The 19,097-nt window shown below is 62.8% G+C and carries 14 protein-coding genes; 12 read left to right on the top strand and 2 right to left on the bottom strand.

Annotation, left to right across the window (positions count from 1 at the left end; all coding sequences use genetic code 11):
* Positions 1–8: 8 nt before the first annotated feature.
* The 10 genes from ACO08A_RS09720 to ACO08A_RS09675 all read left to right on the top strand — a co-directional run bounded on the left by ACO08A_RS09720 (position 9) and on the right by ACO08A_RS09675 (position 12,066).
* Positions 9–1,283, top strand: coding sequence for a hydroxymethylglutaryl-CoA reductase (locus ACO08A_RS09720; RefSeq protein ID WP_422040900.1), 1,275 nt, complete (start codon positions 9–11; stop codon positions 1,281–1,283).
* A complete protein-coding gene (locus ACO08A_RS09715; RefSeq protein ID WP_422040899.1) occupies positions 1,280–2,212 on the top strand; it encodes a UbiA family prenyltransferase in 933 nt (310 codons plus the stop codon). Before ACO08A_RS09720 ends, ACO08A_RS09715 begins: the two co-directional genes overlap by 4 nt.
* The gene (locus ACO08A_RS09710) at positions 2,209–4,671 is read left to right on the top strand and encodes a PEP/pyruvate-binding domain-containing protein (protein WP_422040898.1); all 2,463 of its coding nucleotides are present in this window, start codon (positions 2,209–2,211) and stop codon (positions 4,669–4,671) included. Before ACO08A_RS09715 ends, ACO08A_RS09710 begins: the two co-directional genes overlap by 4 nt.
* The gene (locus ACO08A_RS09705; protein WP_422040897.1) at positions 4,668–5,759 is read left to right on the top strand and encodes a DUF3419 family protein; all 1,092 of its coding nucleotides are present in this window, start codon (positions 4,668–4,670) and stop codon (positions 5,757–5,759) included. Before ACO08A_RS09710 ends, ACO08A_RS09705 begins: the two co-directional genes overlap by 4 nt.
* Positions 5,756–7,057: a hypothetical protein gene (locus ACO08A_RS09700; protein ID WP_422040896.1), complete on the top strand. Its 1,302-nt coding sequence runs from the start codon at positions 5,756–5,758 to the stop codon at positions 7,055–7,057. Before ACO08A_RS09705 ends, ACO08A_RS09700 begins: the two co-directional genes overlap by 4 nt.
* Complete coding sequence (locus ACO08A_RS09695) at positions 7,054–7,854, top strand: hypothetical protein (protein ID WP_422040895.1); 801 nt, start codon at positions 7,054–7,056, stop codon at positions 7,852–7,854. The genes ACO08A_RS09700 and ACO08A_RS09695 overlap by 4 nt, the downstream gene beginning before the upstream one ends.
* Positions 7,851–9,290 carry an AMP-binding protein gene (locus ACO08A_RS09690; RefSeq protein WP_422040894.1) on the top strand — a complete coding sequence of 480 codons (1,440 nt, stop codon included), beginning with the start codon at positions 7,851–7,853 and terminating at the stop codon, positions 9,288–9,290. The genes ACO08A_RS09695 and ACO08A_RS09690 overlap by 4 nt, the downstream gene beginning before the upstream one ends.
* A 61-nt stretch (positions 9,291–9,351) precedes the next feature.
* Positions 9,352–10,248, top strand: coding sequence for a DUF5996 family protein (locus ACO08A_RS09685; protein ID WP_422040893.1), 897 nt, complete (start codon positions 9,352–9,354; stop codon positions 10,246–10,248).
* 24 nt (positions 10,249–10,272) lie between these two features.
* Positions 10,273–11,358, top strand: a complete 1,086-nt coding sequence (locus ACO08A_RS09680; RefSeq protein ID WP_422040892.1) for an enolase C-terminal domain-like protein — start codon at positions 10,273–10,275, stop codon at positions 11,356–11,358.
* An 18-nt stretch (positions 11,359–11,376) separates the two neighbouring features.
* Positions 11,377–12,066 (top strand): RraA family protein, encoded by a 690-nt coding sequence (locus tag ACO08A_RS09675; RefSeq protein ID WP_422040891.1) that lies wholly within the window; start codon positions 11,377–11,379, stop codon positions 12,064–12,066.
* A gap of 6 nt (positions 12,067–12,072) precedes the next feature.
* On the opposite strand, the gene ACO08A_RS09670 is transcribed toward ACO08A_RS09675, so the two are convergent.
* The gene (locus tag ACO08A_RS09670; RefSeq protein ID WP_422040890.1) at positions 12,073–14,508 is read right to left on the bottom strand and encodes a GcvT family protein; all 2,436 of its coding nucleotides are present in this window, start codon (positions 14,506–14,508) and stop codon (positions 12,073–12,075) included.
* 188 nt (positions 14,509–14,696) lie between these two features.
* Between ACO08A_RS09670 and ACO08A_RS09665 the strand changes: the two genes are divergently transcribed.
* Positions 14,697–16,214 carry a trimethylamine methyltransferase family protein gene (locus ACO08A_RS09665; protein ID WP_422040889.1) on the top strand — a complete coding sequence of 506 codons (1,518 nt, stop codon included), beginning with the start codon at positions 14,697–14,699 and terminating at the stop codon, positions 16,212–16,214.
* 24 nt (positions 16,215–16,238) lie between these two features.
* On the opposite strand, the gene ACO08A_RS09660 is transcribed toward ACO08A_RS09665, so the two are convergent.
* A complete protein-coding gene (locus tag ACO08A_RS09660) occupies positions 16,239–17,213 on the bottom strand; it encodes a LysR family transcriptional regulator (RefSeq protein ID WP_422040888.1) in 975 nt (324 codons plus the stop codon).
* A gap of 290 nt (positions 17,214–17,503) precedes the next feature.
* Here ACO08A_RS09660 and ACO08A_RS09655 point away from each other — a divergent pair, with 290 nt between their 5' ends.
* Positions 17,504–19,072 (top strand): ABC transporter substrate-binding protein, encoded by a 1,569-nt coding sequence (locus ACO08A_RS09655; RefSeq protein ID WP_422040887.1) that lies wholly within the window; start codon positions 17,504–17,506, stop codon positions 19,070–19,072.
* Positions 19,073–19,097 lie beyond the last annotated feature (25 nt).

The raw sequence follows: 19,097 nt of genomic DNA, 5'->3' as shown, positions 1-19,097 counted from the left end.
CGCGGAACATGCCGATACCACCCAAGACCCAGCACTTTCTGAAAAAGCTGAAGGCAACCGCCAACCCGGCTGACATTGCCGCACGCCTGAAACCGCGTGAAGACGCGCCGCCGCCGCTGATGACCATGCCGAAACCGTCCAGGTCGGCGATCGCCCGGATCTGGTCGCGCCTGATCAAGTCCGGCGTTCCGGACACCGCCAGAACCGTGCTGGCGGATGAGCAGACGCTGGCTGACGCCAGTCACTATGTCGGCAATATCGAGAACATGATCGGGACCGTGAAGGTTCCCGTCGGCGTGGTCGGGCCGCTTCGGGTCAACGGCGTCTTCGCCAGGGACGATTTTTTCGTGCCGCTGGCGACGACGGAGGCCGCGCTTGTGGCCTCCTATGCGCGCGGTGCGAAAGCGGTCGGCAAGTCCGGCGGCGTCAGTGTCGCAACACTTGGCGAAGGTGTCCTGCGCTCGCCGGCGTTCCGGTTTGCTTCGATTGCGGAGGCGGGCCTGTTTGTGGAATGGGCGATCGGGTCGGCTGAAAAGCTTGTTGCCGCTGCCGAAAGCACGACCCGGCACGGCAGGCTTCTGTCTATCGATCCCGTGATCGATGGGGAGCTCGTGTTCCTGATGTGCCGCTACGAAACGGGTGACGCCGCTGGCCAGAACATGGTGACCTTCGCAACGGAAGCCTTGTGTGAATTCGCGCTGCAGTCTTCTCCGGTCACACCACGATCGTGGTTTCTGGAGGCGAATTTTTCCGGCGACAAGAAAGCGAGTTTTCTCGGTGTCATGCTTGGCCGCGGGCGTCGCGTGACGGCACAGGCCGACATTCCGGAAGAGGTCGTGGAAGCAACGCTCGGGTCACCGATCGAACAGATCCTGGAATATGGCCGCGTTGCAAATCTCGGGGCGCTCATGACGGGCCAGGTCGGGGCGCAGGCGCATTTTGCCAATGGTCTGGCAGCGCTTTATCTCGCGACCGGTCAGGACGTTGCCTGCGTTGCCGAATCCGCTGTCGGTTTCACGCGCATGGAACGCAGCAGCACGGGTCTTCTTGTCACCGTGACCTTGCCCAATCTGATCCTTGGAACCGTCGGCGGGGGAACGAAACTTCCCACGCAATCGGCTGGTCTCGATGTTCTCGGTCTCAGGGGCACGGGCCATGCCCCCGCGCTGGCTGAAGTTGCGGCCGCGCTGTGTCTTTGCGGAGAACTGTCGCTGACCGCTGCCGTGGCGGGCGGCCAGTTCGGCAGCGCGCACAAGCGTCTGGCACGCGGGGACAAGTCGTGACAGGCGCGCCGGAACGGGACGCGTCCCTTCTTGCGCGTTTGTGGATCTATCAGGGAGAACGCTTTCCCCTGTTCCAGACGGTTCCGCTGCTCGGTGCGTTTTCCGCGGCATCGGTTACGGCGTCCGCCAGGCTGGCCGGGCGGCCGCTGCCGGATGTCGCGACCTACCTCGCCGCGTTCCTGATCGTCATGGTGTTCTTCTGGCAGATGCGGGCGCTGGACGAGGTCAAGGATGCGGAGACCGACCGGCGCTACAGGCCGGAGCGGCCGATACCGCGCGGACTGGTGTCGCTGCGGCTGATCCTGTGGCTCGCTGCAGTGGCGGCGATACCGGCGGCTGCCGCGGCCTATGCGCTTTCCCCGGGCGTGTTGATCCTGGTGCTCGTCGCCTGGGCCTGGCTGGCCCTGATGGGGTTCGAGTTCTTCGTCCCGGAATTCCTGAAGAAAAGCCCGGCGCTCTACCTGGTTTCGCACATGGCGATCATGCCGCTGATCGATCTTGTTCTGACCGGGTGTGAATGGGTGCCTGCAGGCGCGGTGCCGGAGGGTATCTGGACGTTCCTGCTGATGAGTTTCTGCAATGGCTGCGTCGTCGAGTTCGGCCGCAAGATCTGGGCGCCGGAGCAGGAGCGCGAAGGGGTGGAGACCTACAGTTCGTCCTGGGGCATTCCGCGGTCTCTTGCGGCTCTGGCTGCGATGACCGGCGTCGCCTTTTTGTCGCTCGTCATTTGCGGCTACTATCTTGATCGGCCGTTGCTGACGACGGTCTGCGGGCTGGTGTTTCTGCTGCCTTTCCTGTTCGTATTGGCCGACTTCTGGAAGACACCTAACGGCAGGCGGCAGAAACGGCTGGAGACCCTTTCCGGGATCTGGGTGCTGGCCTGCTATCTGATCGCCGCGTTCACACCGGTTCTCGGGGGGCAATCGTGACCGCACTCGTCAATGACAAAGACGCCCGCACAAAGTCGTCGCAGGCGATTGGCGGCAAGGCGCTGGCGCTCGCCGAGCTTGTGGAAGCCGGCTTCAAAGTGCCGCCCTTCTTCGTGATCCCGTCGGATGTGTTTCAGGACGGCCGTCTGGCGGAAGACCGTCGGTCGGCGATCGATGAAGCCTGCAGTGCGCTGGCGGGCGTACGGTTTGCCGTCCGTTCCTCCGGCGCCGCCGAAGACGGTGTTGCAGAATCCCATGCCGGACAATTCCTGTCGCGCCTCGATATCGCCGCAGGAGAGGTCCCGGCAACGGCTGAGGAGGTGTTCGCATCCGGGCTCGCCGACGGCGTGGCGGCTTACCGTGAAGCGCGCGGGATTGCCGATGTGAACATGCCGTCGGTGATCGTGCAGGAGATGGTGGATGCCAGGGCCGCCGGCGTCGCATTCGCGGCCGATCCGGTGACCGGCCGGCGCGACCAGGTGCTTGTAACGGCCACCGAAGGCCTCGGCGATGCGCTGGTTTCGGGTGAAGTCAGCGGCGAAATCTGGCGGTTTTCCTGTCCGCGGCTGGAACCCCTTGAGCGGCCTGGTGAGAAAAGCGCGCTGTCGGAAGACGAGGCGCGCGAGATCGCCCGGCTGTGCCTGTCGGTAAGCAAGTTGAAAGGGGCGCCGCAGGACATTGAATGGGCTTTCGCGAAGGAAACGCAGGAGCCGTATCTCTTGCAGGCGCGGCCGATCACGACGCGCCTCCTGCCGGCCGGTGTGGCAGAAGAGCGCCTGCTTGTCTTCGACAATTCCAATATCGTCGAGAGCTATCCGGGGATGGTATCGCCGCTGACCTACAGCTTCGCGGTCGCGGCCTATGCACGGGTGTACAGATCCTTCCTGCAGCTGATCGGAACACGGCCCGGCGTGATCAAGACGCATTCTCCGGAACTCGACAACATGCTCGCCCGCATCGACGGGCGCATGTACTACAATCTGGGCAACTGGTACCGCCTGTTGTCGCTCCTGCCGTTCTTTTCCAGCAACCGGGAACACATGGAGACCATGATGGGGGTCTCCGAGCCGTTGCCGGACGAAGTCATGGCCGGGATTTCGCCTGCAACGGGATTTGTTTCGGGGGGAAGGATGGTCGCAAGGCTTGTGCTTGCCGCCCTTCGCCTGAAAGCGACGAAATCGCGCTTCATGAACAGGGTCGCCGCAACCGTGCCGCCGCGAAACGAGTGGACGTCGCTCGCGCGGCTGCCGCTCTCTGCGCTCGCCGTGGAATACCGGCGGGTCGAAGCGGCTCTCCTGGACGACTGGGATGCGCCCATCGTAAACGATTTCCTCTGCATGATGGCTTTCGGCGGATCCCGTGCGCTCCTGCTCCGGTGGGCGGGAGAGCCGGGTCTTGCGCTGCATAACGATGTGATGATCGGCCAGGGGGATATCGTGTCCGCCGAACCGGCCCGCCTCATCCGGCAGATGGGCGAGCGCGTTCGGGCAACGCCCGGTGCCGCCGGCATCCTGGCATCTGGTGACGCGGACGCGATCTTCGCACTTCCCGAGATCGGACCACTTCTGAAGGCCTATCTGGAAAAATTCGGTGACCGGCGCATCGGCGAGCTGAAACTGGAGGAGCCGACGCTCGATGAAGCGCCTTTGCCCCTGTTCCGCGCCGTAACGGCAGCCGCGTCCCGGTCCGGGGCCGAACCGGAACGGACGGAACCGGATGCGGAGCTTGCGCGCCTGTTCAAGGGCCGTCCGGCGAGACGCCTTCTGGCACGATGGGCGCTCGGCTACGCCAAGACGCGGGTCAGGGATCGCGAGAACCTGCGTTTTGAAAGGACGCGGATTTTCGGTTACGCGCGCCGTGTCTTCCTCGCCATGGGGGCGTGTCTCACGGCAACGGGGCATCTCGAGCAGCCGGAGGATGTCTTTTTCCTGACGCTGGATGAACTGCTCGCCGCCGGCGAGGGGTCTGCCTTGGACGCGGCGATCGCGGATCTCGTCGCATTGAGGCGCAAGGAGCAGGAAAATGCGGCGCGCCTGCCGGACCCGCCAGAGCGTATTCTGATCCGCGGATCGGTGCTCGACACTGCGGGCAGGCTGGCGCTGGCGGCCGGACCCGGCGAAGCCGGAGTTTCGGAGGATGACCGGCAGCGCAAGGGCACGGCGTGCGGCGGCGGCCTCGTCCGGGGAACGGCGCGGGTGATCCATGATCCGGCGGAAGAGCAGGTTCAGCCCGGTGAAATTCTCGTTGCCCGCCATACGGACCCGGGCTGGATTTCCCACTTCGCCAATGCGGCTGCCGTGATCGGAGAGCGCGGCAGCGTGTTGTCCCATTCCGCGATTGTTTCGCGCGAACTCGGCATTCCCTGCGTGGTCGCGGTTCCGGGGGCCTGCGACTGGATAAACACCGGAGATCAGCTGGAAGTGGACGGCTCCGCAGGCTGGGTGACAAAGATCTCATGACCGCATCGATTGATCAGCGCGCCAGTTTCGAGGCGGTCCGGTATGCCCAGGCCTGGGAAGACGCCGACGTTCTGCTGGGAGCCTTCCACAAGCGGCCGGGGCAGCGCTTCCTGTCGATTTGCGCCGCGGGCGACAATGTGCTGGCGCTTCTGCTTCTCGATCCGCGGGAAGTCGTTGCCGCGGATCTGTCCGACGCCCAGATCGCCTGCCTGCGCCTGCGTATGGCGGCCGTCCGCGTTCTCCCGCACGATGCGTTCCTTGAGCTGTTCGGCGCGCGTCCGTCTTCCCGCAGGGCTGCGTTGCTCAACGAGGTCCTTGTTGCCTGTGATCCGGATACCAGGGCATTTTGGCAGGCGCTGGAACCGCAGGTCGCCGAATTCGGTGCCGGCAACGTCGGCAAGTTCGAGAACTATTTCCGTCTCTTCCGCCGCTATGTCCTGCCGCTGATCCACACAAGGGCGACTGTCGAGAACGTCTTCGAAAAACGCGACAGGGCCGCACGGGTCCGGTTTTTCGAGGAGCGCTGGAACAACCGCCGCTGGAACCTGTGCACCAGCCTGTTCTTTTCCAGGACCGTCATGGGGTGGCTCGGCCGGGATCCGGCTTTCTTCGATCATGTGGAAGGCAGTGCAGGGGCGCATGTCCGGAACAAGGTCCGTTTCGCAGCGGTCGACCAGGACCCGAGCGAAAACCCCTATATGCGCACGGTCCTGACCGGCCGCAGCGCCGCTGTCCTGCCGACGGCCTGGCGGGAAGAGACCTATCGGGCGATCGTGGATCGCGTCGACCGGATATCGGTCGTGAAAGGACCCGTTCAGCGCGCCGCAGACGGACCGTTCGACGGCTTCAATCTTTCGGACATCTTTGAATACATGTCCGTGGACGAGACAGCGCAGATTTATGCCGAGCTGTTCGCGCAGGCGGCTCCCGGCGCACGGTTTGTCTACTGGAACATGATGGCGCCGCGCACCGCGCCGTCGTCACTGGCCGGCAGCATCGCAAGACTTTCCGATCTGGAAGCGGAGCTCAAGCAGATCGACAAGGCCTTTTTCTATGCCGACCTGATTGTCGAGGAGAAGACGCCTTGACGGCGCAGGTGCTGATCGCGGTTGCGTCCGTCGTTGCGCTCTTCGCGCTGGCCACGGGCATCCGGCGGATTGCTGGCCGGTTCGTCATCGGTGCGGAAAGTCAGCGCAAGGCCGTTCATGTCGGCGTCGGCGTTCACGCGATGCTTCTGCCGCTTTTGCTCAACCGGGAGGGGTTCCTTGTTTTCGCGGGACTGGCCGCCGCCGCGTTGCTGGTGCTGCGCTTACCCGGGATCGCGACGGATGGCATCGGCGCATCGCTCCACTCCGTGCAGCGCCGGTCATGGGGAGATTTCCTGTTCCTGGTCGCCGTGACGCTGCTCTTCGTGCTGTCGGCCGGACACCCCGCGCTCTACACGTTGCCGATTGCCGTGCTCACACTCTCGGATGCCGCTGCCGCCCTGGTCGGCACCAAATACGGTCAGCTCAGGTTCGGCGGTGACGACAGGATCAAGAGCGTCGAGGGCAGCGTCACGTTTCTGGTCGTGACCTGGATCGTTGCCGTCGTCATCCTGCAACTCGGCACCGAGATCCCGCGGGCCAACGTCATCTGGCTCGCGACCCTCGTGGCGCTGTTCGCCACCTATGTCGAGGCCGACAGCTGGCGCGGACTGGACAATCTGTTCGTGCCGGTCGGGATCTTTGTCCTCCTGAGAACCTGGTCGGACTCTTCCCCGGTCATCTTGGCACTCATCACGTTCGTCTGGCTGTCATCGCTCGTGGTAGCGCAGCTCTTTGCACCGCGCCTCGGCATGACGGCGCACGCGGCCAGAACCGCGCTGGTCGCGCTGATCCTGTCGACGATCGCGGCTTCTCCGATCAACTCCGTCCTGCCGGTCATGGCCTTTTTCGCGGCGATGATGGCAAGATCCGCGGTCGAGGACACGGAGCCGGTCCTGGACTTCGTGGCGACGCTGGTTCTGACCGGGGTCATCTGGCTTCTGACGGGCAATGTCTTCGGAGACAATGCGGTCGCCTATTACTCGGCGACTTTTGTTGCGGTCGGGTCGGGCTATGTTGCATTTGCCCTGCGCAGGACCGGGTTGCGGTTTCCGGCGGGAGCGGCCGCAGCCGCCGCATTTCTTTGCGTCTATTGGATCCTGCTGCCTCACATCGTCGATTTCATCGGCTGGAACCCGGACATCCCCTTGTTGCTGGTGGCCGGGATCGTCACGATCGTCACGTTGTTGAGCGAAGTTTTGCGGCCGAGATCCTGGGGCAATCGGAACCCGGGTCTGCGGCTGGCCATCACTGCGCTCGTGATGCTTCTTCCTGTTTATGTCTACGAGGTCCTGTCATGACAAAGCCGCCGAAACTCCACCGGGACGTTCCCGCCTGGAAGGGATTGCGCACCGCGGCGGTCGGAACGGGTGCGTTTGCCGATGCCGGCAGCGGTGCCGCGTTTCTGGACGAGGCCTGTGAGACGCTGCGCGGTGAAGGATTCGAAGCGGTGGTCGGCCCCATGGACGGCTCGACATGGGGGACCTACCGGCTTCAGACATGGTCGGACGGGAGCCCGGCATTCCTGATGGAACCTGCCGGCGGCCCGCACGATCTCGCCGCCTACGAACGCGCGGGTTTCGAGATCGCGGAACTGCATGTTTCGGCGACGTCAGCGCCCGGATCGCGCGGTTTTGCCGAAAGGGTCCGGGGCGTTTCGGTTGAAAGCTGGAACGGCAAGGATCCCGAAGCATTGCTCTCCGGTGCACATGCGCTCGTGATGGAAGGCTTCCGCGCGACACCCTTTTTCACGCCCGTTCCGCAGGCCATGTTCCTGGAGCGTTATGGACCGTTGCTGGCACACGCCGATCCGCGTTTCATCCTGCGCGCGCTTGACCACGACGGGAACCTGCGCGGCCTGACCCTCGCGTTTCCCGATCCGATGCGTCAGGGCGCCATCGTGCTCAAGACCTATGTCGGAACCGTTCCGGGCGCCGGGCGGGCAATGGCGGACCGCATTCATGCCCTGGCCGGGGAACTCGGCTTCAGGGAAGTTGTCCACGCATTGATGCGCTCGGGGATCGCGTCGGAAGCGCAGAGCCGGAAATTCGGCGGAACGGTCTTCCGCCGCTATGCGCTGATGGGCCGTCAGCTGTGAATCTCATCAACGACTTTCTGCGTGAAGCGGAGCGCCGTCCGGAGCGCACCGCGATCATCGACAGGTCGGGTACCGCGATCAGCTACGCCGACCTTGAAAGGAAGTCCGCGCGTCTTGCGGCGGCCTTTGCCGCAAAGGGTATCGGCAAGGGAGACAGGGTTCTTGTCGGAACCTTCCCTGGCATTGGCCTTTATGCAGGCCTCGCCGCGCTCTGGCGGCTCGGCGCGGTTGCGGTCTTTCCGGAACCGGCAGTGGGTCTCGCCGGGTTCCGCCACGCGGCAAGCGCTGTGCGACCGGTGGCCCTCCTTGCAAACTGGAAAGTCGGCCTGCTCGCGCGCCTTCTGCCGGAGACCAGGCGCATACCTCTGCGACTGTCCCCCGAAGCGGAGGAGGCCGGTTCCCTGGATCATTGCGAAGCGCTTGCGCCGCCGGAGCCTGCTCTGATTTCCTTCACCAGCGGCAGCACGGGCCTGCCCAAGGCCATCGAGCGCTCCCACGGCCTCATGCGTGCCCAGCACGTGGCGCTGGGACCCGTCATAGCCCCTGGTGAAGGCGTCGAGATCGACATTGTCGCCTTTCCGGCTTTTGTCCTGACTTGTATCGGGCATGGCGGGACGGCGGTGATGCCCAACTGGAACCTGCGCCGTCACGACAGAACGCCTCCGGACGCTGTCTCCCGGTTGGCCGAAGAAACCGGGGCGACACGGCTCCTGGTTCCGCCTGTCGTCGTCGAGCGCCTGCTCCGGACCCGGCTGCCGAAGACCGTCAAAAGGGTCATGACCGGGGGCGGGCCGCTCTATCCGGACATCGCCCGCCGGTTTCTCGACGTCAATCCCGGCAAGGGCCTGACGGTGGTCTACGGATCGACGGAGGCGGAACCCGTTTCCCACATTCATCTGGAAGAATTGAGCGATGCCGACTGGGACGCCGCGGCGTCCGGAAAGGGGTTGCCGGTCGGAACACCTGTCGACGAGGTGTCGCTGAAATTCGTCGACGACGAGATCCTGGTTGCCGGTCCGCATGTCAATCGCGGCTATCTCGACCCAAGCCGTGACCGGGAAACCAAATTGATCGAGGGCGGCACGGTCTGGCACCGCACGGGCGATGCCGGCCGCCTGGACGAGCGCGGCCGCCTCTGGTTGCTTGGACGGCACAGCGCCTTGAACGCAGACCATTCCGCCTTCGCGATCGAAACCGCGGCGCGTCTCTGGCCGGGTGTTTCCGGGGCAGCGTTTGCCGTCGATCCGACCGGAACGCCGGTCCTGTTCCTGGCCGGGGATGTGCGGCACCGGGAAGAGTGGCAAGCGCGCGTTGCCAAGCTCGGGGAGATCGACGTTCAGATCGTGAGCGAAATCCCGACGGATCGCCGGCACCGGTCCAAACCGGATACGGCGAAACTGTTGGCAGGGTTCCGGGCTCGCCGAAAGGCGCCCTGACCCTAGATGTGCATGGCAGACATGATGTCCTTCACGTCCCGAGTGACAAGAGAGCCACCCGATGATCACGCTTCCACCGCTTCCCTATGCCGACTGGTCCGATACCAAGGACACGCTCCATCTTTTCCTGCAGATCATCGGCAAGATCAGGCTGAAAGCCCACCCCAAGCTGAACCACTGGTGGCATGTGACGCTCTATCCGCATGTGCGCGGCCTGACGACGGGACACATTCCGTATGAGGACAGCGGTTTTGACATCCTCTACGACATGTTCGACCACGAGGTCATCGTCAGCCGCAATGACGGACGGCAGTCCTCCTTTTCCGTTCCCGGACTCAACGTTTCGCAATTCTACGAAACCCTGTTTTCCCGCCTGAGCGATCTCGGCATTTCCGTTGCGATCGTGGCTGTTCCCTATGACAACAAGTCGAAGACCCCGTTCAGGGAAGACCAAGCGCCGCGTGCCTACGACGCGGCGGCGGTATCCGCTTTCTGGAAAGCGCTGTGCGCGATCTCGAGCGTGTTTGAGGACTATCGGTCCCGCTTCGTCGGCAAGCAGACCCCGGTTCAGCTCTACTGGCATTCCTTCGATCTGGTCGTCACACGCTTTTCAGGGCGTGCCCACCCGCTTGAAGGCGGCACCCAGTCCGACAGGGAAGCCTATTCGCACGAGGTCATTTCGATCGGTTTCTGGCCGGGCGACGACAGTTTCCCTGAACCCGCATTCTACGGCTACGCCTATCCGGAGCCGGAGGCGATGAACGAAGCGCCGCTGCAACCCCCAAGTGCCTTCTGGGCCGAAAAGAACGGCGGTGCGCTGGCCATCCTCAAATACGAAGATGCCCGCACGGCGGCAAACCCGGCAGAAGCGATCTCGGCTTTCCTTGAAAGCCTTTACGAAGGGGCGGCGGAAAAGGCGAACTGGCCCGCTGAAGACCTGAAGCACATTTACCGCTGACACATCCGGCCATAGGATAGCTGCATGAGTGAATCGCACCCTGCCATTTCCGGTTGCCGTGTCAGGCCCGTGCTGGCGCCCCTTGCAATACCGCACAAGACCGCGTCCGGAACCCTTGAGGCCGCGCCCCTTGTGCTGATCGACATCACGGCGGATGACGGCGTCACCGGCTCCGCCTACATCTTCGCCTATACGCCCTTGGCGCTGGAGCCGCTTTCGGTTCTGACCCGGAACATCATCGACGGCTTGTCGGGTGAGGCCGGTGGCCCGGCAGAGATAAATGCCCTGCTGGATGCCAGGTTCCGCCTGCTCGGCAATCAGGGCCTGGTTGCCATGGCGATCGCCGGGATCGACATGGCTCTGTGGGATGCGGCGGCGAAACGTGCCGGCAAGCCGCTGTCATTGCTGATCGGCGGCAATTCGGAGCCCGTGCGTGTCTATGACAGTCTTGGTCAAATGCCGCCGGACGAGACCGCGCGCGAGGTTGAAGCCTCGCTGGAGCGCGGCTTCCGTGCCTTCAAGGTCAAGGCGGGTCATTCCGATGTCGGTGTCGATGTTGCCGTGATCCGTGCGATCCGGAAGGTGGCAGGGGCGGACACCTGGGTTGCGGCGGATTTCAATCAGGCGTTCAGCCCGGGCGAAGCGGTGCGCCGCATGAAGGTGCTTGACGACGAGGGGCTTGCCTGGATCGAGGAGCCCGTCCATGCGACCGACCACGACGGGCATGCCGCCGTGCGCGCCACCATCCGGACACCCGTTCAGACCGGCGAGAACTGGTGGGGCGTTGCGGACATGCGCAAATCTGTTGCCGCGGGCGCGTCGGATCTCGCCATGCCGGATGTCATGAAAATCGGCGGCGTCACCGGCTGGCAGGCGGCGGCCGGTCTTGCGCAGGAAAGATCCGTACCCGTTGCGAGCCATCTGTTCCTGGAGATCTCTGCCCATCTACTGAGCGCAACGCCGACCGCCATGATCCTGGAGTGGTTCGACGTTGCAGGGACCCTTCTCACCAGCACACCAGCCGTGAAAGACGGCCATACGGTTCCGTCGAGCGAACCGGGCATTGGTGTCGTCTGGAATGAAGGCGCGATCTCGAAGCTGACCGATTGATCGATCCGAGGACAGGGAATGGCCGCACGCGTGCGCGACGAAAGGGAAACCGGTATGGGCGTCAAGATCAACACGGCAGCGTCAACTCTGACCACGGAGGAAATCGACGCCTGGCGGGAGATCGCCGTCAGCATTGCCGTTGACCTTTTGCCCGAACAGCAGATCGACCCGGCGATACGCCCGCAAACTTTCGGCGGCGCCCCTCTGCGTCTTCTGGGGCCGGCCCTGACGGTCGAAGTCTCGCCGCCGGATTTTGGAGCCGTCATCCATGCGCTCGATCATGTGCGCGCTGGCGACGTGGTCGTCATTGCCGCCGGCGGTCAGGCGGACAACGCCATGATCGGCGAGATTCTCGGCGGGCACCTCAGGGAAAAGGGATGCGCCGGTGTCGTTGTCGACGGCGCGGTTCGCGATATCGATGTTCTGGGCAACTGGCCGGATTTTCCCGTCTTTTCGCGCAGCATCACGCCGCGCGGTCCGGTCGGGGCCGGGAAGGGTGAAATCAACGGGCCCATCAGTTTCGGCGGCTGCATGATCAGCCCGGGCAACCTCGTCATGGGCGATCGCGATGGCCTGATTGCCCTGTCACCAGAACTGGCGCGTGCGCGGCTAGACGATGCCCGCGCCAAGCTGGCGCTCGAAAGCGACTGGATCAAGGGCCTCAGGAGCGGCAGGCCCGCAACGGAGGTCTTCGGTCTGAAGACCTGACAGACGTCAGCTTCGCAGCCGCGCAAAAGCCGGATCATAGGGGCTGGCCGCGATGACGGTGACATCTGTCAGATCGCCGCACAGATCGAGCTGCATCCGGGTTCCCGCCTCCGACAGGCCCGGATCGACAAACGCGTAGGCCAGGTTCATGCCGACGCGGTGTCCCCAGTCGCCGGACGTGACCGTGCCGACCACCTTGTTGTCCCGCATCAGCGAGGCACCGCCCGGTGCCGGTGCGCGGCTTGTCGCCACCTGGAGCGTAACCATCTTCTTTGCCGGACCCCTGGCCACAAGAGCCTCCAGCGCCGCTTTCCCGACGAAGTCGCCCTTCGACAGTTTGACGAACCGGTCGAGACCGGTCTCGAAAGGATCGAATTCCGTCAAAAGGTCCGCCTTCCAATGGAAGAACCCTTTTTCCATGCGCATCGATTCAACCGCGCGTGCTCCGAAGAGCGACAGGTTGAAAGGCTTTCCGGCCTCCCGGATCGCGAGATAGGCCGCATAAAGGGACGCGTTCGGCACGTGGATTTCATAGGCCAGTTCTCCGGAGAAGCTCACGGACATCACGGTTGCCGGCGCAAAGCCGATGAAACATTCCCGGACACTGAGCCAGGGAAACGCGTCTTTCGACCAGTCGCCGCGCGCACAGGCCGACAGGACCTTGCGTGCATTCGGCCCGGCGAGAACCAGGATCGTCTGGTCGTTCGTGAGGCTCCGGATCGCAACATCCTCGCCGTCACGCAGCTGCGCGGTCAGCCAGTCCATGTCATGAAATTCACTCGCAGCGGCCGACCCGTACCAGACCCTTACCGGGCCTCGGTCGCTGGCGGGCAGATTTGCGAAGGTCGCTTCGGATTTGATCCGGCCTTGATGATTGAGCAGGTATCCGAGCCCGACCCGCCCATCGCGCTTCGGAACCGTGCCGCAGGTGAGCCGGTCGAGAAAGGCATGCCGGTCCGCACCGGTGATTTCGAAGCGATTGAAACCGTTGACCTCGCACAGGCCGACATTGTCGCGGACATTTTCCACTTCCCGTTTGACCAGATCGAAGGCCTCGTCGAAATCAAAGCTCAGGGACGGGTGGAAATCGGCGCTCGGCTTGATGTAGTCGACGCGTTCCCAGCCGTTGACCACCGTGAATTCCGCTCCCTCGGCTGCGAGCACCGGTGTGAGCGGTGTCGTCTTGGCCGGCCGGCCCGCCGGGCGGTGTTCGTGTGGAAAGTGGAAGCGGAATTCGTTCTGGTAATCTTCGATTGCCTTGAGCGATGTCAGTTCCACATTGGCATGACCGGTGAACCGGCGCGGATCCAGGCACCATGTGTCGTAACACGCCTCGCCATGAACGATCTGCTGGGCGAGCAGCCAGCCGTGTCCGCCGCCTTCGCCGAGACCGGCGCGCAGGCCGATGATACAGAATGCGTTGCGCTTGCCGGGGATGGGGCCGACCAGCGGCGCGCCGTCAATCGTATAGGTGATGGGACCGTTGATCACCGACCGGATCCCGGCCTCCATCAATGCCGGCATGCGGGCAAAAGCGCCTTCCAGCACATCGGTAATGCGGTCAAGGTCATCCGGGCAAAGCGCGTTGACGAAATTCGGATCGATCCCGTCCATTCCCCAGGTCTTGCAGCCCTGCTCGTAGAAGCCGATGAGCAGGCCGTTCTTTTCCTGCCTGCAGTAATAGTCGCTGATCGGACAACGGATCAGCGGCATGCGGTGCCCGGCCTGGACGATCTCCGGAATGTCTTCCGTCAGGAAATACTGGTGCTCCATGGACGCCACCGGATGGTGAACATTCATCATTGCCGCCACTTCGTTGACCCGGTAGCCGCAGGCATTGACCACGATGTCGCAATCGATGTCGCCGTGTTCCGTGTGCACCGTCCAGGTATCGTCCCGGTGCTGCGTCAGCGCCGTGACGGGCGTGTTCCGGTAAACCTCCGCACCGGCTTTCCGGGCGTGGAAGGCAAGCGCCTGGCACAGCTGCGCCGGGTCGATGTCGCCATCGAGCGGATCCCACAAACCACCCAGAAGATTGTCCGTCGACACCAGCGGATGCCGGCGTGCACATTCGTCCGCGTCGATTACTTCGAAATGCACGTCCATCCCGCGGGCCATGGAGGCAAAGTGCCGGTAACCCTGCATCTGCGCCTCGGTGTTGGCCATACGGATCCCGCCGTCGCCATGATGGTAGTTGATCGGGTAGTCCGGGTTCTCGGCCAGTTCCTTGTAGAGCCGGATGGAGTGTGTCTTCAGGCCGACCATCGTCTGGTTCATGCCGAAATTCGTCACCTGCGCGGCGGAGTGCCATGTCGTACCGCTGGTGAGTTCGTTTCGTTCGACCAGGACGACGTCGCTCCAGCCTTCGCGGGTCAGGTGATAGAGGGTCGAACAACCGGCAATGCCACCACCGATGACGACGACTTTGGTGCGGGATTTCATGAAACGTCACTCCGGGCCTTCAAGGAAGACGCATAGAGCCCAAGACCGGGTCACGTCACAATACGGTATTCCATTAATTCGAAAAAATCGAAGTTTAGCGCTCAAAAAAGTGAAATAACTCTATTTCTGTTGCGCGAAATCCAGGCATCCCATTCAGTGGCGCTTGAACTGATTTGGGAGAGTGTCGAATGAGCGGTGGCCGCGCGAAACGGGGAGGCCGGAAGGAACGCCTGGCGATGCGGGCCGCCAAGCCGCAGGTCGATCCGTGCCCGCCGGGGCAGGCGGGGGGGAGGTACAAGCCGCTTCTGGACGAGGAACTGCAGCAGATCTTCCGGACCGCGCTGGACCTGCTGAGCCGTCTCGGCATAGGTGAGGTACCCGAGCGTCTCAAGGGGGACCTTCTGGCGGCAGGCGCAGAAGATGTCGGAAATGACCGGGTCACCTTCCCGGTTGAGCTGGTCGTGACCGCCATCGCGTCCGCTGCCAAGACCTTCACATTCCATGGCCGTGATCCTGCGAAATCCATCGTGGTCGGCGGCAGCAATGTCTATTTCGGCACGGGCGGCGCGGCGGTTCAGACGCTTGATATGGAAAGCGGCCTCTACCGCCCGTCTACGCTGGAAGACCTGCACAATTTCACCCGGCTTCAGGACGTTTTGCAGAATGTCAGCTGGTTCACCCGCTGCTGCGTGGCAACCGACGTGCCCGACACCTACGATCTGGACGTGAACACGGTCTACGCGCTGCTGAGGAACACCACCAAGCCCGTCGCGACCTCGTTCACGCTGCCCGAGCATGTCACACCGATCGTCGGCATGCTCGACATCGCGGCCGGCGGCGAAGGGGAGTTCGCCAGGCGGCCGTTCCTGAAGGCTCATATCAGTCCGGTCATTTCACCGCTGCGCTACGGCGAAGATGCGGTCGGTGTCGTCTACGAGTGCATCCGGCACAACATCCCGATGTCCTGCATAACCGCCGCCCAGGCCGGCGCGACAGCACCGGCAACGCTGGCGGGATTTCTGGCGCAGTCACTTGCCGAAACGCTTGCCAGTCTGGTGATGGTGCACGCGATCCGGCCGGGCTTTCCGATGATCTTCTCCAACTGGCCGCTCGTCATCGATCTGAGAACCGGCGCCTTTTCGGGCGGGGGTGGCGAGACCGCCGTCCTGAATGCGGCGTCCGCCCAGTTGACCAACTGGCTCGGTCTTCCCTCCGGCGTCGCCTCGTCGATGACCGACGCCAAGGCGATCGATGCGCAGGCCGGGGTTGAGAAGGGCATAACCTCGCTTGCCGCCGCGCTGGCCGGCGGCAATCTGATCTATGAAAGTTCCGGCATGACCGCATCGCTGTTGGGCGCCAGTTTCGAGGCGTTCGTGCTCGATGACGAGATGCACTCCATGACCTATCGTGCGCTCAGGGGTATCGAGGTAACGCCGGACACGCTGGCCTTCGACGCAATCTGCGAAGCGGTTCTGGGAGAAGGCCACTTTCTGGGTGGCCAGAACACCTACCAGGCCATGGAGCGCGATTATTTCTACCCGTCGCTGGCCGACCGGGACGAGCCGAGGACCTGGGCGCAGAACGGAGCGCAGGATGCCTGGACGCGCGCCCGGCTCCGTGCGGGCGAGATCCTGGCGAGCCACCACCCGGCCTATCTGTCTCCCGAGCAGGACAGGACCATTAGGGACCGTTTCAACATTCTTTGAAGCCGTCCACACGGTCTAAGGCGCTCAGTCGATCAGCTTCAGGCTGTCTTTCAGCCACGGCGTTTTCTGAAAGAACGGCGTGAGCAGGGTGTCGTCGATGAGGGTTCTTATGGACTCGTCAACAAGATTGAGTACCGATCTGGAGCAATCCGCATTGGCCAGGATCGCCAGCGTGCGCGCGAATCCCTTGCCTGGAAACCGGTGCATCTCGACCTCGGGGTGAAAGCGCCGTGCCCTGGAAAACAGCAGTGGTGTTGTGATGGTCCAGCCCGTTCCCGCCGCCACCATGGCCAGGAGCGTCTGGTTGTTGCCGCATTCAAACCGGTGCGGCGGCGAGATGTCCATGCGTCTCAACTGGGCTTCGATATGCTTGGCCATGATGAGATTGCTCGTGAATCTCAGAAACGGAAGCTCGGCCTTGCCGTGGATGATTTCGCTTGGTGTCCTGTCCAGCCCCTTTGGTACGACCATCACGTAGGGATCGCGCAGGAGCGGTCGCTCGATGAAGTCGCGCAGGCGTTCGTTTGACGTTGCCGCGACGCCTATGTCGAGCTGCCGGTTGCGCAGCATCTGCACGATCATGTGACTGGAATCGGTGTGATACAGGAAATCGCAATTCGGCATCGCCTCGAACAGCGAGACGGCGAGTGCCGGAAAGATATCGCTGTCGAAATCCTCGATGGTGCCGAGCCGGAGATAGCTTGCCTCGGCCATGGTCCCGCCCGCCGCTTCCGCCCTGGCCCGGCGCAGCGCATGCAGGGCATCGTCGATATCGCGCAGGAAGATCTTGCCTTTCGGCGTCAGGACAAGGGGGCGCCGGGAGTGGTCGAACAGGTCCACGCGCAGCGTTTCTTCCAGGTTGCGCAGATGATGGGAAACTGTGCTTGCCGAAAGGCCGGTTTCCGCGGCAACGGCCTGAAGCGAACCGCTGCGGGCGCACAGTTGAAACAACTCCAGCCCCTTGAGGCTGAGATCCTTGATATCAGGGCGTTGCGGCATGGGTATCCCGGGCGCTTTTCATTACAAAAATTTATGCTGATTTTTTCGAATTTGTACTGCAAACTTTTCGAAATTTCCTGTCGTTCCTGTTTTTGTTGGAGAAAATGTGGAAGCGTTGTAGGAATTATATTCACAGGGCCGAAAAAAGGTCTGAGCCAAAGACAGAGGTGAGAACACAACAAGCAATAAACAAACGCGTTCGTGCTTCGGTCATTCAGGACAATGTTTGCGCTCGATCCGGCGGCACGACTTCAGCGAAACAAATCAAATTCCGACAGGGGAGCCTGACAATGAGTGATGGAAAGTTTTCAATAGGATCGATGAACCGCCGCAGGTTCTTGCAGACAACCGGTGCAGCCACCGTCATGGCCGGCAGCACGTTGTCGCTGACCGGTACCGCAAAGGCGGCGCCGAAGCGCGGCGGCACGCTCCGCGTCGCCAAGGGTCACGGACAGACCACGGACACGCTTGATCCGGGCACATGGGAACATGGCTTCGTGATCGCGCTGGGCTATGGGTATTGCGGATACCTGACCGGTGTTGCGCCCGACGGCTCCGTTGAGCCGCAGCTTGCCGAGAGCTGGGAAGCGGACGACGAAGCGAAGGTCTGGCGCTTCAAGCTGCGTCCGGGAACAACGTTCCATTCCGGCAAGGCCGTCACGCCGGAAGACGTGATCGCGTCGATCAATTTCCACCGCGGCGAGGATTCGACATCTGCCGCCAAGCCGCTGCTGGCCGCCATTGACGACATCACTGCCGAAGGCGACACGGTTGTCTTCTCGCTGTCGTCCGGCAGCGCCGACTTCCCGTTCACCTTCACCGATTACCATCTGCCGATCCAGCCGGCCAAGGACGGTTCCGTCGACTGGAAGTCCGGCGACGGCGCGGGCCCGTACAAGCTGACGAACTTCACGCCGGGTGTCTCCGCAACGCTGACACGCAATGAAAACGACTGGAACAGCGATCGCGGTTTTTTCGACACGATTGAGCTGCTGGCCATCGTGGATCTGAACGCGCGCACGACCGCCCTGATTTCGGGCGATGTGCATGTCATCGACAAGCTGGACCTGAAGACAATCGGACTGATGGGGCGCCGCCCCGGCCTGACGATCCACGAGGTCGCCGGCAATCAGCACTACACGTTCGCCATGTCCACCAACAAGGACCCGTACACGGACAGAAATGTACGCCTTGCGCTCAAGCATGCCGTCAACCGCCAGGAAATGGTCGACAAGATCCTCTTCGGCTACGGCGCGGTCGGCAACGACCATCCGATCGGACAGGGCCAGCAGTTCTTCAACAGCGAACTGGAACAGCGCACCTACGATCCGGACAAAGCCAAGTTCTACCTGAAGGAAGCCGGTCTCGACAGCCTGTCGGTGACCCTGTCTTCAGCCGACGCGGCCTTCCCGGGTGCGGTCGATGCAGCCGTTCTGTTCCAGCAGTCGGCCAAGGATGCCGGTATCAACCTGGAAATCAACCGCGTGCCGAATGACGGCTACTGGTCGGATGTCTGGATGAAGGATCCTTTCACCGCGGTTTACTGGGGCGGCCGTCCGGTCGAGGACGCAATGTTCTCGACGGCCTACGCGAAAGGCGTCGCCTGGAACGACACCTTCTGGGACAATGACCGTTTCAATGAACTGCTGGTCACCGCGCGCGCCGAACTCGATCCGGACAAGCGCCGCACGATGTACTACGAAATGCAGGCCATCGTGAACGAAGACGGCGGCGTGATCATTCCGATGTTCGCGAACTACGTCTTTGCGACGTCGAACGACATCGTTGTTAGCGACAGCATGGCCTCCAACTGGGACATGGATGGCGAGCGCTGGATGGAGCGCTGGTCCTTCGCCTGAGCCTGACAGGTATGAACGAGACGGG

The sequence above is a fragment of the Roseibium sp. genome (genome assembly GCF_965232425.1).
Classification (GTDB): domain Bacteria; phylum Pseudomonadota; class Alphaproteobacteria; order Rhizobiales; family Stappiaceae; genus Roseibium.
This window is presented reverse-complemented; position numbering and strand designations above follow the sequence as displayed.